Here is a 17103-nt window from a genome sequence, read left to right as displayed (position 1 = left end):
ATTATTCTCCTCCTTTTTTCATCGGGATTTGAATGTTGTGTTTTTCCGCTGTTTTTTCAGCGATGTCATAGCCTGCGTCGACGTGGCGGATGACGCCCATGCCCGGGTCAGTAGTCAGGACTCGTTCCAGTCTTTCTTGAGCCAAATCAGTACCATCCGCAACTACCACCATTCCAGCGTGCAGGGAGTAACCCATGCCTACTCCGCCTCCGTGGTGGAACGAGATCCAAGAACCACCGGCAGCAGTGTTGATCAGCGCGTTCAGGATCGCCCAGTCCCCTACAGCGTCACTTCCGTCCTTCATGCTTTCCGTTTCACGGTTCGGTGATGCAACCGATCCGCAGTCGAGGTGGTCACGGCCGATGACGATTGGTGCTTTCAGCTCTCCTTTTCTTACTAGCTCGTTGATGGCAAGCCCCATTTTCACACGTTCGCCGTAGCCAAGCCAGCAGATACGCGACGGCAGTCCTTGGAACGATACCTGCTCTTGCGCCATGTCGATCCAGCGGTTGAGTGCTTCGTTTTCTGGGAACAACTCTTTGATCAAGCGGTCAGTTCTGTAAATGTCCTCAGGGTCCCCTGAAAGTGCTGCCCAGCGGAACGGCCCTTTCCCTTCACAGAATAATGGACGGATGTAGGCAGGAACGAATCCAGGGAAATCGAAGGCATTTTCGACTCCTTCGTCTTTTGCAACCTGACGGATGTTGTTGCCGTAGTCGAATACGATGGAGCCTGTCTTTTGGAATTCAAGCATCGCTTCCACGTGCTTGGCCATGCTTTTTTGTGAAAGCTTGGTGTATTGGGATGGATTTTCTTTTCTTAGACGTGCCGCTTCTTCTAACGAGTACCCTTCTGGAACATAGCCGTTTAGTGGATCGTGAGCGGATGTCTGGTCGGTCACGATATCGATTTTCACGCCTCTTTTTAAAAATTCGTGGTGAACTTCCGCCGCATTTCCTAGTAATGCGATGGAAAGTGCTTTCCCTTGGTCTCTTGCTTCGTAAGCCATTGCAACTGCTTCTTCCAAGGAATCCGTCTTCACGTCACAGTATTTTGTATCCAGACGCTTCTGGATGCGCTCTGCATCGACGTCGACCGCAATGACGACACCGCCGTTCATCGTGACCGCCAATGGCTGCGCCCCGCCCATTCCGCCAAGACCGGCTGTTAGGGTGATGGTCCCTTTTAAGGAGTTATTGAAATGCTTTTTGGCCAATGCTGCAAACGTCTCGTATGTTCCTTGAAGGATTCCTTGCGTTCCGATGTAAATCCAGCTTCCCGCCGTCATTTGGCCGTACATCATGAGGCCTTTTTGATCAAGCTCATGGAAATGCTCCCAGTTCGCCCACTTTGGCACGAGTACTGAGTTGGAAAGAAGAACCCTTGGTGCCGCTTTATGCGTTTTAAATACGCCGACCGGCTTACCGGATTGGACAAGCATCGTTTCATCGTTTTCAAGATTGCGGAGTGTGTTGACGATTGCATCGAACGACTCCCAGTTACGCGCTGCTTTCCCGATTCCTCCGTAGACCACAAGCTCTTCCGGAATCTCTGCCACTTCAGGATCCAGATTGTTGTACAGCATGCGGAGAACCGCTTCCTGCTCCCATCCTTTACATTCGATTTCCGTCCCTTTTTTCACATTCACGATTCGTTTGTTTGCATTAACCATTTGTCGTTTCCTCCTTTGTTTTGGTAATGGATTTTAGTTGGAACTCTTTAAGCCAGCTGTTCACTTTCTCTATGTCTTTCGAGAAAATCCGGTCCTTAGTAATTGAAGGAACAACTTTTCTCGCTTCTTCGTAAAATTTGCGGGTCGTGCTTGCTAGAAAATCCGTACCGCGGTGTTCGACTGCCTGCAGGCTGCAGATCAGTTCGACCGCCAGGACCCGTCTTGTATTCTGTAAAATTTGATATGCATGTCGGGAGCCGATCGTTCCCATGCTCACATGGTCCTCCTGGTTTGCCGATGACGGGATCGAATCGACGCTTGCCGGATGGGCCAGTGTTTTGTTCTCTGACACGAGTGAGGCCGCGCAGTACTGCATGATCATCGCCCCGGATTGAAGCCCTGGCTGCGGACTCAGGAATGCGGGCAGGTCATTCAGCTGCGGATTGACGAGCCGTTCGATTCGACGTTCCGAGATGTTCGCCAGTTCCGCAACGGCGATTTTCATGAAATCCATCGCGAAGGCGATCGGCTGGCCGTGGAAGTTACCGCCGGAGATGACCTTTTCCCCGTTTTCGAAAATCAGCGGATTGTCCGTTGCTGCGTTCATTTCGATTTCGAGCTTTTCTTTTACATAATCGAGTGCCTGCCAAGAAGCACCATGTACTTGCGGGATGCATCTCAGAGAGTAGGCATCCTGCACGCGGATATCACCCTGTTTGGTTGTGAGCTTGCTGTCTTGCAGGTAGGTTCTGATTCTCTTTGCCGTTGCTACCTGTTGCGGATACCCTCTTACTAAATGTATATCTTCGTCAAACGCATCCATGATTCCTTGCAGGCCTTCCAAGGTCAGGCTCGCGATCATTTCACTTTGATATGCAAGCTCCTCTGCTTCCAGGTAGCCGATGACTCCCATCGCCGTCATGGCCTGTGTGCCGTTGATGAGGGCTAGACCCTCTTTCGCCTGAAGCTGGATTGGGAAGATATTTTCTTTAGAAAGTACCGGCAGTGTCTGATGGACCTCGCCTTGGTAATGAACTTCACCTTCGCCCATAAGAGCCAGTGCCAGATGGGAGAGCGGTGCGAGGTCGCCGCTCGCTCCAAGTGACCCTTGCTGCGGAATCACCGGATGAATTTCTTTATTCAAGAACTCTACTAATCTTTCAACAATGACCGGCCTGACACCGGAGTACCCCTTTAGGAGGGCATTGGCTCTGAGGAGAAGCATGGCCCGTGACACTGTTTCCGGAAAGGGGTCGCCGACTCCGCACGCATGGGAATGAATCAGATTGAGCTGCAGCTCCTCCACATCATCCGAATCAATCAGCACATCACTGAACTTTCCGAAGCCCGTCGTGATCCCGTACACCACGCGTTTCTCCTTCACGATCTTCTCAACCGCCTCCCTGCTCTTTTTCACACGTGCCATACTCTCCGGGGATAGAACAACCTCCTCCCCTTCATAAATGATCTTTCTCGCATCCTCTAAACTCAACGAACTTCCTGTTAACACAACCATCTATATCACCTCAACAAATTAATTTTTACTTTCACACTTTAAAGCACGCTGAGACGGGCTTTTAGCCAGGCAGCGCTTTAACGTGGTCTGGGACAGGACTTCAAAATCACTTAAATAAACAGAAAAGGAGGCTCGACCTCAAGACAGACTTCTGCCTTGGGTCGAGCCTCCTTTTGACTGGTTTCTATAGGCTCTTTTCTTATTTATATGTTAAATATGATTGATGCCTAAACCGATTGTTTCATGTTCCAATCCTTTAATGGGCGCGCCAATCGTTCCATACAGTGCGACCGCAATCCATTCACCTTCTTCTTCGTTAGCGTAAGGGGTCCCCCTTACGATGGAGAAGCGAAGGCCGACCGTTCGAAGGACTTCACCGATTTGGGTGTGTCCCCTGGTCACCCCGGTCAGAGCTTCCATGGTCGCATGGTACAGCGCATGCATTTCACGATAGAGATCTTCTCGTACAAGATCACTTCTTTTTGCTGCCGTTTCGATGGCAGCGACAATCTTTTGACTATCCATGGAGCCGATCTTGCCTGTGCAATAGCTCCAGTTCAGTTCATTGAAATGCCTGTTCCACTCTTCCTCTTCCTGATCGAGAAGCAAGAGCAGCATGGCGTTCTTTCCAATTTTGGTATGCTCCATTTTTTCCAAGCGGCATTCGCACCTTAACTAGAAAATTCTAAAAATACTAATAACTACTTTTATTGTATGGTGAACCATACGATAGGTCAACGGAAAATGTCGCGATTTTAGAAACTTAGAGAGGTAGTTTGGTAGCGTGGTAAAGGGTTTTGGGATGGTTTGGGAGAGTAGGTCACTCGAGGCAGCGAACTATATTAAAAATAGACGTCCCTAACGATCAGGTTCGCCTGGTGTCTTCGTATTATGAATCATCTTTTTTTCTGCCTTCTCCCCTATAAACGTCGGGATTTTCCAAAAACCTTCTGACACGTACGTCATCAGATGTATGCCTTAAATATGAAAGGATGTCTTCCCTGTCTTCATCTGACAAAGAATCATGTTTAGGAAATCTAGGAAGTATGATGATTTTTTCTTCTCCGTTTTTAGAGTCAAGTACGATTTTACAGTCCAGAGGTTTTCGATGCCTGTCATCAATTCGAATAAATTTAAACGGAATAGAACGTTTTGAATCAATTGGAACAGTAAATAGCGTTGTGTATCCCGTAGATCCATTGATTTTATCCGAAATCATAATACTTTCGAATGCATTTGAAAACCCTGGCGGACTGTTCACCACGACAAGTCGATTGGAGTATTGTTGTCCTTGAAATAGTATCAGGTGTTTCGCTTTTATTGCTAAAAACTTTTTTGACACAAGAAGATCTTCGAATACGAGTATAAATTCCTTGGTTAACCCTCTCGGCATTATTTCCTCCTCTTAATTCTCGATATTTATAGGTATAAACACCTATCTATATAATCATTCGACACTATTTTCCAATTTCCTGTAAAATATTATATTTTTCCTTATTTTCTTATTCATTTCCCTCTTCTTCAACTGATACTAAATCATTCCTTCAATCCTTTCTTTCCTGTATACACGATTCGTTCATTTTCTTTTATAAAACAAGTAAGTATATTGGTTCTATGTTGAGGGGGGAAATTATATAATTCTATAAAATATTTGTCTTCTTTAGTCTGAGAAATAAAGTTGACTCTCTTCTTACCATAAATACCTGCACGAAAACACCTTTTATTTTCTGCAGATAAATGAAAACTCATCCTGTTCAAGGAAAGATCTTTATTGGGCTGAAGAAAGTACCCTTTGCTTTCAATATTGTTTATTTTTGCTGGCCCCCCCGCTGCTTCGGTATTTACACCTTCCCAATTCCCATCCATTAACTTCCACCTTTCTCTCATATTTTACAACATATGACAATGTTATAGTTCTATTATACTATTAACTTGTGTTATTTTGTATATAATTCGTCATGTTTACTCCCCTAAAATAAAATATAATTTCTTGAATTATTCTTAGCTAAGTTCAGCTTTGTGGATACACTCTAATTCTTTTATATTATTTTCAACGATCAAAATATTCTCACAGCTATCTTCAAGTTTAAACGCATAAGATGCTTTCTTTAAGTAATTCAAGGCTTCTTGATTTTTCCCTTTTCTCTTTAGTACAGTGGCTATCAAGTGCAGGATCTCACCCAAACAATAGTTTAAATGATGAGCTTTAAGATAATATAATAGCTCGTACGCTATTTCGATCGCTTCATCCATAAATTCCAAATAATACAGAATATACGCATAGTTATAACCTACTCTTGGGAAAAGCGTTAAATCTTCCACCAAAGTTGGAATTTCTTTTAATTTCTCAAATGCATGCCGGGTGTAATGTCTTGCTTCTTCATACCTGTTCAAATCTAAATAAATCAGGCCGATTGAGTTAAGGATTCCAATATCTATTTCATTAATGGCATATTCAATATCTACTAATGACTCTAACAGCTCTATTGCTTCCAGGTATCTTTTGTGAACTTTATGAATAATGATTGCTTTATGCCAGTCTATAAATTTTTTTGTATCCCTGGCTGTATAAGAAATATCAAATTCAAATATTTTTTCTATTTCTTCTAGTGCCATTTCAAGAACTGCATAGTCCTCAAAATATGTAAGTTCACGACAAAGTTTTTTTAACCTGATTAAGTCCCTGTCATGTGGAAAAAGAAGAGTGTGCAGTGGAATGTCCAGTTTCTCCGCAATACCGTTTAAAATCTCCAACCTGGGCAGCTGCTTGGATTTTTCCAAACGGAATATGGTGGATTCATCACAAAGGTCCTCCGCCAGTTTTTTTCTTGTAAAACCTTTTCTTTCTCTATAAGCTTTTACTCTCTCCCCTAACCTGTTCATAAATACCTCCATATATGTAATATTTAGGTAACGACTTACTTATTCTATCATCTTTTTCGCTATTAAAGTAATGAAATGATAGGCTAGTAAAGCTGAACTAGTAAAGAGGAGAACACATTTCCCTTACAAACGTAAGAAATGGACCTTATTTATTTGATCATTTCTATTGAAACAGACAGCAAGTTGGTAATGCAGGTGTATAGGGACAAGTTCCAACATGAACTCATGAGTCAATTCCTTTAAAACCTTACTGCCTCTAACCACTGAAAAAGAATCGAGCGGTAAAGTTAATCCCTTGCCCACTGCCTTCATGTAGCTTTCTTTTAATGTCCAAATTTGGTAGAAATGCATAAGTTTCATTTTATCCGAAGATGTTTTCGTTATGTAATCATACTCTTCTTGAGTGAACATATTTCTGGCAATTTTCAAATTGATATTCCTGATTCTTTCAATATCTACTCCTATCCTGTACTCGCTGAATGCTGCAATAATGTAATTAGCTGAATGGCTTAGATTAAAATGTAACCCGCACCCTTCTTTCAATTGAGGTTTGCCGTGCTTATTCCGTTCCAATTTAATATCATACAGCCGCTTACCTGTCAGGTCCGATATCCCTTTTCTTATCAACACATCCCCTAAAAGCGACGCAGCCACGCCTTTTTTATTAGGATTTTCTCTATATTTCTCTTTTTTATACGGGCACGCAGGTTTTAGAACTCCCCTGTTATTCAGTTCATCCATTGAGATCCCCTCAGTATTAAAGTAATATAATTCTGCCATCTTTCCTCTCCTTTTTACAGAAATAAAACAACTTGCAGACATAAATGTTCTACAAGCTGTTTTCAACTGGATACTATGAAGCTTTTCTTGGGAGACGGGGCGATGGCTTCTTTCTAGCCAGTGGAAAGTACCAATTCCATTTTCCCAATAAATACATGGAAGATGGGACAAGAATCGTTCGTACAATCAACACGTCAATCAGAATAGCATAGGCCAAACTCGTCCCCAGTTCCCGGATGATTTGAAAATGGGCAAAAATAAACACTCCGAACACCACAATCATGATTGAGGCTGCCCCATTAATCATACCGGCTGTTTCTTTGAAACCTTTCATAATACTTTCTTTAAGCTGTCCTGTTTCAGCGTAATACTCTTTAATTCTTGAAATGATAATGACTTCATAATCGATGCTTAAGCCAAAAAGTAATGCAAACATAATAAGAGGAGTGTTCACGTTGATTGGCGCGGGATTCGTTCCCGGCAAGTTCCCTTGTTGGAACATAAATACAATGAAACCTACTGAACTGGCAGTGACCAGCGTATTCATAAGAATGGCTTTAATAGGAAGTACGATTGACCTGAAAGCAATCAACAATAAGACATAGGTTATTAGAATAATTAATCCAATGATGAGGGGCATGGAATCTGTGATTTTCTGATCAATGTCTAATCCATTTGCTGTCTCCCCCGTCACCATACCTTCTATCTCATCTTGATACTTTGGTAGAATTGTCTCCCTGATGGTTCTAACCAGTTCCCTGGATTCCTCGGTGTAAGGTGCTGTCTCTGGAATCACCTTGATCAAACTGTACTGATGCCCTTCACTCAGTAATGATGAAAGGTTTTCCTGCACCTCTGCCGGCAATTTTTCTATCATTTTATTTTCATACAACTGCTGATATTCATTAACAGATGAAAATTCCGGATTCCAGTTAGTGATACTGTAAACGCCCTCTATTCCTTCTAACGATCGCAATTCATTTGTCAGTCTATCAATCGATTGGACAGCATCCGAATGCGTCATTCTCGACTGATTTTCATCGTTCAGTAATATTTCTATAGGGAAGATATTTCCGATTCCTAATCGATCGGACAATACTTCCATCCCTTCTCTTGATTCGGTTCCTTCAGGCAGCTCTTGAAAGGCACCGACAGGGATATGCATAATCAGCTTGGAAGAGAACGGGATTAAAAAGGATACCAGTAATATCCCCCCAAGAAGATAAAGTACTGGCCGCTTAAAAATATTGTTCACTAACTTTTCCCATACAGAACTTTTGGATTCTCTTGTCTTTCCGATTTTCAAAAAGTTCACTTTATTCCCCAGCAGAAAAAGGATGACCGGCAGCAAACTGAGCGACAGTAAAACGGAAGTGATCACAACCGTAAATCCACCTATCGCTACTGAATTGGTAATCAGAGTGTCAGGTACAAAAAGTGAAAGCAGCGTCAAGGCGACAGTCAGTCCTGCATAAAACACTGACTTTCCTGAGGTTTGTACAGCTTTCTCGATTGCTGCTTCTTTTCCATTTCCATTTTCAAGTTCTGATTTAAACCTTCTTGTAATAAATAAGGCATAATCAATGGCAATTCCTAATCCGAGCATCGTCACCACATTGGTCAATAGAGGTGACAGGTCCATATACCTTGAAATGATGGACAATACAGCAGATGAGATTAGAATGGAAAAGATTCCGATGATAATTGGAAGCAGTGCCGAGGTCACAGACCTGAAAACAAACAAGAGAAGAAGAAAGACAATGGGCAGGCCGATCCTCTCGACAAGTTTTACATTATCTTTACTGACTTCCCCGATATCATATGATATCGCGGGACTGCCTGTAACAAGAATTTTCAACTCATCAAATTCTTTTGCTTTTTGTCTGAAGTCAGCAACGAAAGCGTTCCCGCCATCTGTTAAATGAACTTTTAATACAACCTGATCGTCTGTTTGTAACTCTTCGACAGCCTCTACGCTTTTGTAGGAGTTGATAACATCTTTCACCATGCTTATGTCTTTTTCTTCTACTGACGATAAAGAGGACAATAGAATGCTCACGCTATTTTCAGAACTGTTTGCAAATTCTTCATTTATCTTTTCTGATGCTTTATAGGATTCCGAATCCTTCACTTTCACTCCGCTGGATAATAGTTGTTCCTGAAGTGAAGAAGCTAGAGGCAAAGAACCAATAAGGATTAAAACCCATATTGCCAATACCACTCCGGGGAATCGAATGGTTAAATTACTAAAGAATTTAAACATTGAATACCTCCTTATGATTGGACAAGTTGTTTACTTGAAAGGGCTTTGAGTGCAGCTAAATATACATTGTTCATCAATACACCCAGCATGACAGGGCCTACTCCTCCCGGTACAGGAGCAATGTATTTTGCTGTTTCCTGAACCGATTCAACATTTACTCCCCCTTTTAAGATAGGGATGAACTGCCCCTCAATGGATGGATGAGGCTTAAATCCTGCAGGTATCGGATTAAAATCGATGACACATGCCCCTGGCTTGACCCATTCTTTTGTTACGATCTGAGGTTTTTGAGTCGAGATGACCAGCACATCAGCTTCTTTACAGTGAACGATGATATCTTCTGCCTCCATATTGATGATTTTTATACTCTTGGCTTCTTTAGGTGCCATTGTGACGGTGCCGATACGGGCTACCATATTCGCAATCACATTTGTTTCTTCCAGTTCTTTATCAATCGCCACCACATAATTAGCTTGTTTATATTGTTCTTCCAATGAATCAAGGACCTTATGTACTGCAGTGGGTACACACATCGGGTATTTAATCGATTGATTGCTAGTTGGAAAAAGGCGGGATGCATTTTCCGGGTGAAATCCTTCCAGTTCCTTATCCGGGTGAATAGCGTTGATTAAGTTTTGAATTGAGATGTTTTCCGGCAAAGGCAGCAGCACCAGAATCCCGTGGACTTGGTCATCTTCATTATATTGATTGATTACACTTACTACTTCTTCTTCAGAAGACCCTGCAGGTAATATACTTTCAAACACATTAAAATGAAGGGCTTCAGCCAGAGAGGTATGTAAACGGTAATTCACTTTTGCAAGAGGATCTTCACCATTTATCATGATTAATGCCAAGCCGGGAGTAACACCTTTTTCATTTTTCAATTTCACTACATTTCCCATCAACTCTGCCAAGATCTTTTCTTGAATCTTTTTTCCTTCAATAATTGTTGTCATGTTTCTTCCTCCTTAGTGGATCATTAATTTTGAAACAAGCAAAAATAATATGATAATAGGATTCATTGCTACAAGACTGATTGTCAGGTAGACAAGTATCTGCTTTTTTGTCAGTCTTTCGGATTTAAATAGGCCGTAAAAAATATAAGACAAAAAGGGTATCAATAAAAAGCATGCCGAAATTAAGCCTGGGACATATTGCTTAAAGATAAGGAATTGAACAAGGTGAACAATACCGTTCACCAGCAGTAAACACACACTTAACAAGGACAGGACATAGGTCACTCTATTTCTGAATTTGTACTCAAAATAAATCACGACACCAACTGTGATGGTAAGAAGTAGCATTGCGAGGGCAACACTTTCAAACGTGTATAGGTCACTTAGAAAAGGAACCTGTCGTTCATCAAAGACTTTATCAGCCCATTTTTCCATTTGCGGTAATTCTTCTACATTATGAATAGCGAAAATAATTGGGACTAACCAAAGAATCTTATAGGGGGAATCCCTTCTCATGAAAGGACTCCCGTCTCTATTACAAGGCTTTCGGCTGTTTCTTCTACTAATTCTGCCAACTTTTTAACATTTGCAGGGTCTCCGAACATAGAATAATGATCTCCGGGGGCTTTATAGATCTTTAGGTCACCTGATATATGGTTTTTCCAAACTTGTTTATTCACTCTTTTGATTTTCAAAAGCTCCAGTACTTCATCTGATTCTGTTTCTAGTGCCTCGATAAAAAGAATGTCTCCATTAAAAGCTCTTCGAGGGAAATACCCCTTCAGGGCATTATGGTTATGCTTCCATACCTTGAAAAAATCACTTAATTCTGAATGAGTCAGTTTTCTATCTTCTCTTTCAATAATGGATTCAATCACTTCATCAAGAGTTTGATCCCTATACGCCTCTAATTGTTGGACATTAACTTTTTTTCCATGCAAATACATATCCAGGACAAGAGGGAACGCATTTACAAAGTATTTATGTGTGATTGAATTTCCAAAGTATGCTTCTGGTGTATGGGAATCAAACAAGATCAGAGTCTCAACCTGTTTCCTATTTTTCTGCAGCTGCAAGGCCATCTCGAAAGCAACATTGCCACCGAATGAATATCCGCCTAGTTGATAAGGTCCCTCGGGTTGAACATCTTCGATTGCTTCTAGATAATAAGAAGAGATTTCCTCTAATGACTCGTTATTAAAAACTCCATTAGGATAGGAAATGACATAAATGTTTTTATTGAAATTCTTTATACACCTGTTCAATTGACTGTAACAAAGGTTGTTGCCCCCAGCCGGGTGAATAAGAAACAAGTTCTCGTCACACTCTGTGATCTCCCTTATTTTCTTGATGATAGGATGCTTCACCTTTACATTCTTCTGTTCTTCAATAAATGAGATGAGTTCCTCCGGGGTTTCCATTTCCGTAAATTGATCGATGGAGATTTTTACTTTCAGTAAATCTCTGAGCTCGCTTACAATCTCTACGGCAGCCAGTGAGTCTCCCCCTAAATCATAATAATTATCATCAATAAGGACAGAATCGACTTCCAGATATTTCTTCCACGTGTCTAAAACAGTTCGAATAATATCATTGTTATCTTCTAACCTTGCAGGTTGGTTGGTTTGAATGACTGTTTTTCTATCGATCCAGTAACGCTGTTTCTGAAAAGGATAGGTAGGAAGCGGAACTCTCTTATGGCTTCCCATACACTCCCATGCGAGTTCAAGCCCACACTTCCATAAAGAACCTACGATCTGTAAGAAGCGGTTATAAGGTTTTTTTATGGAGTCATGCTGTATTCCACTCAGAGTCATTCCGCTGAAGCATAGTAAGCTGTAACTCTTTGATACCCCAATACTTGCCTGGACATCCTCCGTGTCTGGGAGAGTCGTACTTTCTAAAATCTGATCTTTCCCTATTTTTTCGTAGTACTTTCCATCTGAACACAATAATGAGTATAAAGAATTTGCAGCATCATTTTTTGAAATGATGGGCTGTTTTGTAAGCAGGGAATAGAGTGCTTGTTCCAAGGTTATGACATCTCCCAAGACAAAAGAAACCAAGTCCTCTATTTTATTGTGAGATATTACTAGTTCGGGACTCACTCCAAGATTAATCAATTTGTTTGCCATAACTAAGTTATAGATAAAATGGTTAAGTTTTTTATATTTTGTCTCCGTTAACAAAGATATCTGAGTGACTTCCGGATCTATTTCACTGCATTCCTTTAATATTTGTGATATCTCATCCTGAAACAGCGATTGAGGTGTAAGTGCTTCCTCCCAAAGCTCACTGTTGTACCCTTGCTCAAATGATACATTTATGGTTTTTTCATCATTTGCAGTAATTTCCGAAGTTAATTGCTCAATTAGTTCTTCTTTAGAGCCAGCCACTGCAGCAAATCGAGTGCTGAATTCCGTTCTCCCGTTGGCCAGGGTATAAGCCACATCACCTAGAAATAGATGAGGATTCCTCTCTAACTCATTTCGAAGACGGTTTTTCATCTCGATTAGCGATTGATTATTCTTTGCCGATAAAGGAAAAACATAGGATTGATCTGCGGTTGATTTACTATTTTCTTGACTCCAATGCTGTAAAATGACGTGTGCATTGGTGCCTCCAATACCAAAGGAACTTACCGCTGCATAGTTGAGATTCTTTTGCTCAAGCCTATCAGCAATATAAAATGGTGTTTTATCCAGGAAGAGGTTTTTATTTTCATTTTCGAAATTCGGCGTTGGAACGACGGTTTGATGCTGCAGCGACATTGAAGCTTTCATTAACCCGATTATCCCCGCTGCGGCATCTGTATGTCCGATGTTAGCTTTGACGGACCCCAATGCGCACTGTTTTTGAACAGAGCCTCCGTACATTCTATTAAGTGCCTGGACCTCAATGGGATCCCCAAGGGAAGTACCCGTTCCGTGAGTTTCTATATATCCTACGTCAGAAGGGGAAATCCCCGCTTGGAATAATGCTTCTTCTATAACAGACTCTTGTCCTTGGACACTTGGTGCTGTAAAACCTATTTTGTCGGCCCCGTCATTGTTGATCGCAGTGCTTTTTATGACAGAATAGATGGTATCATTGTCTCTGATAGCTTCGGATAAGCTTTTAAGTACAACAACTCCGCATCCATTTCCTTTTACAGTACCGCTTGCCTTCTCATCAAACGGACGGCAGCGTCCGTCTCTTGATAAGATTCCTCCCTCTTTATAGAGGTATCCGGTTTTTTGAGGTACGCTAACGCTTACACCGCCAGCTAAGGCTATATCACTTTCCCCATTTAATATACTCTGGACAGCATAATGAATGGCAACAAGGGAACTGGAACACGCTGTTTGGACGGTGATGCTAGGACCTTTAAGGTTCAACTTATATGAAATGCGGGTGCTTAAAAAATCTTTGTCATTGCCAATGAGTACAGGATAATTCACCCCGTCTGCATTGACCTCTTCATTTGGAAGTATATTGTTTATTAGATATGAACTCATGCTTGTACTTCCAAAGAGGCCGATCCTCCCCGTATATTTACTTGGTGCATATCCGGAGTTTTCAATTGCTTCCCACACACTTTCTAAAAAGATTCGGTGTTGCGGGTCCGAGACCTTCGCTTCATAGGGAGTATAACCAAAGAAATCGGCATCAAACATTTCGATTTCTTCTAGTGGGATGCCTACTTTTTTATATTCGGGGTTATTGATTTGTTCTTCTGTTATCCCATTCGCAAGAAGTTGATGATCTTGAAAAGTTTGAGTGAAATCAGTTGCGTTCTTTAGATGTTCCCAGAATTCCCGGGGTGTATTTGCCCCTGGAAACCGCCCAGCCATTCCAATAATGGCTATATCAGTAGATTCAATGCTTGAGTTCACGGGTACGCCTCCTATTCATTCGTCTTCGTACGTGCATAGCAGGTTTTTGACTTACCTTCTTGTTCTTATTTGCAGGAGCCTTCATTTCATCTATATGGTTTGCCAATTTTCGAATCGTTGTATATTCAAATAAATCAGTTACTTGGATGTCTTCCAGTCCCAACTCTTCGGTCAACTTATAATAAATTTCAGTCACATGTAATGAGGTTCCGCCTACATCAAAAAAGTTATCGTCCACTTCAATATCACTATTTTTCAAAGTAACCATCCATATATTTCTGATAGTGTCTAATGTTTCTCCTTGTTGATATACAGCAGGGCTATTGTCAATTGGCAGTGGCAGTCCCTTAACATTGACTTTCCCATTTATCGTGAGTGGAATTTCGTCAACCACCATGAAATGCGAGGGAATCATATAAGCCGGCAGTTTATTCTTCAACTTGTCACGCATTTTCATAAGGTCAATCTGACCGTCCGTTACCAGGTAAGCAATTAACCTGTGATCATCTTCCGTAAATTTATGCACTGTTACCAGACAGTCCTTACAGACATTTAACGATTTTACTGCGAACTCAATTTCTTCAATTTCAATTCTGAATCCTCGCAATTGAACTTGATTATCTTTTCGATGTAAGTATTCAATCCTTCCATCCGGAAGGTACTTTGCTAAGTCTCCAGTTTTATAAAATACACCTTGTTTATGAGGCAGGTGTATAAACCTCTCCCTTGTCAGTGCTTCTTGTTTGAAATATCCTTTGCTGACTCCTTCGCCTCCTACCAACATCTCACCCTCTATACCAATGGGACATTGCTGCAGGTCTTCATTCACTATTAAAATGTCTAAGTCTTTGATAGCTGCCCCAATTATACTTCCACACCTACGATTGATATCGTCTCCGCTGATTTCGTAATAAGAAACGTGAACGGTCGTCTCCGTTATTCCATACATGTTAACGAGTTTTACTGACTGTCCATATTTGTCCCACCAAGGCTTTAATATGGAGAAATTCAGCTTTTCTCCTCCAAAAATGACATTTCTAAGACTCAAGGTATGATCAACTTCCCGCTCATCCACCTTAATCAATTGCCGGAAAGCCGATGGAGTCTGATTTAATATCGTGACCTTTTCCTCCTTAAGAAGCTCATAAAACTGAGTGGGTGACTTGGTTACTTCCTCAGGGACAATGATTAGTTTGCCTCCGTAAAACAACGCTCCAAATATTTCCCATATTGAAAAATCGAAAGCATATGAATGGAACAAAGTCCATGTGTCACGCTCTGAAAAGGAGAAAGAATCATTTGTAGATTCGAATAACCGTATGACGTTATGGTGAGTTACTTGAACACCTTTTGGTTTACCGGTGGATCCTGATGTAAAAATAATATACGCATCTTCATTGTCCTTGATCTGTATTTCTCTTCGTTCTTCAGTGGATCGAAACAACACCTCAGGATGTAGTAGTTGAGTGTCGGATACCGAATCAGTACGTTCTGTAATCATTGGTGCATCTCCAATTGATTCAAGGATATAGTTAACCCTTTCTACCGGGGCATCGGGATCAATTGGGACATACGTTTTTCCAGCTTTTAAAACTCCCAGGATCACGGCGATTAACTTCTCTGATCTTGGCAATGAAATAATGGTGTACTTTTGTTCTGCGCCTGTATTCTCCAGCAGATTGTAAGCAACCAGATCTGATAAGTGATTCAATTCCTTATAAGTCAACTCATTTGTGTTGTACTTTACCGCTACTTTGTCAGGGTACTGTTTTACAGATTTCTCAAAGGCAGTTTGTATTTTCTGTTGCCGGGCTGCTATCTTCAATTTGCTTTTATTGGGTTGAGTCGTTTCTTTTTGTTCGTTCAAGAGACTGATGCGGCTAATCAATACTTCAGGGTTTGCTTGGACCGTATTGAAGATAGTAAGGAATATATTTTCAAAGTCGACGTGATTAAAACGGGATGCATACTCGATATTAACAATTAAAGTACTACCAGCATCTTCTACGTTCATTGTGAAAGGAAATTTAATATAAGATAATTCAAGGGGAATTCTACATATTGAACAGTTGGTCAATTGAAAGTTCAATTCCTGTTTGTAATAAGTAAATGCATTATTCATCTCTAATCGACCATTCAAATGTTTTAGTTCTCCAGTATATTGAGAAAGATTACTATCCTGGTATCTGATTAAATGGCGGATATTTTTCGTTATTTGATTGCACAATTCTAAAAAGCTTTGATTAGAATCGCAATCAATTACAAGAGGCAACGTATTTACAAAGTAGCCAAATACACCTTTTCTTTCTTTCGATCTGCGATTCGGCAAAGGAATACCTACTGTAATTTTACGCTGGTTTGTAATTTTCTTCAGAAACAGAGTGTAACAACCAAGAAAAAAAGTGAATTCCGTCAGACTATGCTTCTTTAAGAATGTTCTAATATGATTAACGGCCTCTGAATCGACCTTAAAAGAGAGATTTTTTCCCTCTAAAAGGCCCGACGTACTCCTATTTTCATCTATTCCTTTTAAAGCTAAGTTTTCTACTTCTTTTAGATGATTTTGAAAGAAGATTTTTGCTTTATTTTCAGAACCACTATTTGGTTCTGTTTGAATGAGTTTAAAGAAGTCCCCCTGCTTTTCCGGAAGAATTCTCTCATTATAGATTTTTGATAGATGTTCAAGAAACGTATAGTAACTGAAGCCATCTGAAATAATATGAGAAATTCTAATGGATAGATAATATTTACTTTGAGGGGCTTTGTATAAGACAGCACCATATAAAGGCGGATTTAACAAATCAATTGGCCTATTGTTTTCCAAAACGGCACGGTCATAGATCTTTTGCTCATAATCAGGGTCATTTGTGTAATCCAACACTTCAATTTGGTGATGATAATCTTTTGCAGCCGTTTGTTTCGGCACCCCTTTTACTTCTAAAAAATACGTATTGAGGACGGGGGTATTTTGAATAAGATGATTGATCGAATCGATAAATCGGCTTACATCCAGACTACCCTCAATTTGATACAAGAATGCCAAATTATAAGATGGATCATTAGGATACATCTTTTGATGAAGATACAGTTTTTGTTGGTTCCATGACAAGTCAAATACGTCCATGACTAATTGATCCTCCTTTAATCGTATTCTT

12 protein-coding genes are annotated in these 17103 nt (G+C 40.8%); all 12 read right to left on the bottom strand.

Translation table 11 applies throughout. The features are described 5' to 3' along the window. Position 1: 1 nt before the first annotated feature. Positions 2–1672 (bottom strand): urocanate hydratase, encoded by a 1671-nt coding sequence (gene hutU, locus AAEO50_RS00405; protein WP_341979241.1) that lies wholly within the window; start codon positions 1670–1672, stop codon positions 2–4. Next, the gene (gene hutH, locus AAEO50_RS00400) at positions 1665–3188 is read right to left on the bottom strand and encodes a histidine ammonia-lyase (protein ID WP_341979239.1); all 1524 of its coding nucleotides are present in this window, start codon (positions 3186–3188) and stop codon (positions 1665–1667) included. The genes hutU and hutH overlap by 8 nt, the downstream gene beginning before the upstream one ends. 210 nt (positions 3189–3398) lie before the next feature. Next, the gene (hutP, locus tag AAEO50_RS00395; protein ID WP_425383129.1) at positions 3399–3845 is read right to left on the bottom strand and encodes a hut operon transcriptional regulator HutP; all 447 of its coding nucleotides are present in this window, start codon (positions 3843–3845) and stop codon (positions 3399–3401) included. 232 nt (positions 3846–4077) lie between these two features. After that, positions 4078–4581 carry a hypothetical protein gene (locus tag AAEO50_RS00390; protein ID WP_341979235.1) on the bottom strand — a complete coding sequence of 168 codons (504 nt, stop codon included), beginning with the start codon at positions 4579–4581 and terminating at the stop codon, positions 4078–4080. A gap of 143 nt (positions 4582–4724) precedes the next feature. Next, positions 4725–5054, bottom strand: coding sequence for a hypothetical protein (locus AAEO50_RS00385; RefSeq protein WP_341979234.1), 330 nt, complete (start codon positions 5052–5054; stop codon positions 4725–4727). Between the two features lie 135 nt (positions 5055–5189). Further along, entirely contained in the window at positions 5190–6071 is an 882-nt protein-coding gene (locus AAEO50_RS00380; protein WP_341979232.1) for a helix-turn-helix transcriptional regulator, read from the bottom strand. A 123-nt stretch (positions 6072–6194) separates the two neighbouring features. Continuing rightward, positions 6195–6851, bottom strand: a complete 657-nt coding sequence (locus AAEO50_RS00375; protein WP_341979229.1) for a 4'-phosphopantetheinyl transferase family protein — start codon at positions 6849–6851, stop codon at positions 6195–6197. A gap of 73 nt (positions 6852–6924) precedes the next feature. Beyond that, a complete protein-coding gene (locus AAEO50_RS00370) occupies positions 6925–9114 on the bottom strand; it encodes an MMPL family transporter (protein ID WP_341979227.1) in 2190 nt (729 codons plus the stop codon). Positions 9115–9125: 11 nt separating this feature from the next. Then, positions 9126–10073, bottom strand: a complete 948-nt coding sequence (locus tag AAEO50_RS00365; protein ID WP_341979225.1) for a tetrahydrofolate dehydrogenase/cyclohydrolase catalytic domain-containing protein — start codon at positions 10071–10073, stop codon at positions 9126–9128. 12 nt (positions 10074–10085) lie between these two features. Continuing rightward, positions 10086–10589: an HXXEE domain-containing protein gene (locus AAEO50_RS00360; protein WP_341979223.1), complete on the bottom strand. Its 504-nt coding sequence runs from the start codon at positions 10587–10589 to the stop codon at positions 10086–10088. Beyond that, positions 10586–13948 carry a type I polyketide synthase gene (locus AAEO50_RS00355; protein ID WP_341979221.1) on the bottom strand — a complete coding sequence of 1121 codons (3363 nt, stop codon included), beginning with the start codon at positions 13946–13948 and terminating at the stop codon, positions 10586–10588. The genes AAEO50_RS00360 and AAEO50_RS00355 overlap by 4 nt, the downstream gene beginning before the upstream one ends. Continuing rightward, positions 13932–17072 (bottom strand): amino acid adenylation domain-containing protein, encoded by a 3141-nt coding sequence (locus tag AAEO50_RS00350; protein ID WP_341979219.1) that lies wholly within the window; start codon positions 17070–17072, stop codon positions 13932–13934. Before AAEO50_RS00350 ends, AAEO50_RS00355 begins: the two co-directional genes overlap by 17 nt. Between the last annotated feature and the right edge of the window lie 31 nt (positions 17073–17103).

This window comes from Rossellomorea oryzaecorticis, from assembly GCF_038405515.1.
GTDB classification, from domain to species: Bacteria; Bacillota; Bacilli; order Bacillales; family Bacillaceae_B; genus Rossellomorea; species Rossellomorea oryzaecorticis_A.
The sequence above is the reverse complement of the archived record's forward strand: the minus strand, read 5'-3'. Positions and strand labels throughout refer to the sequence as shown.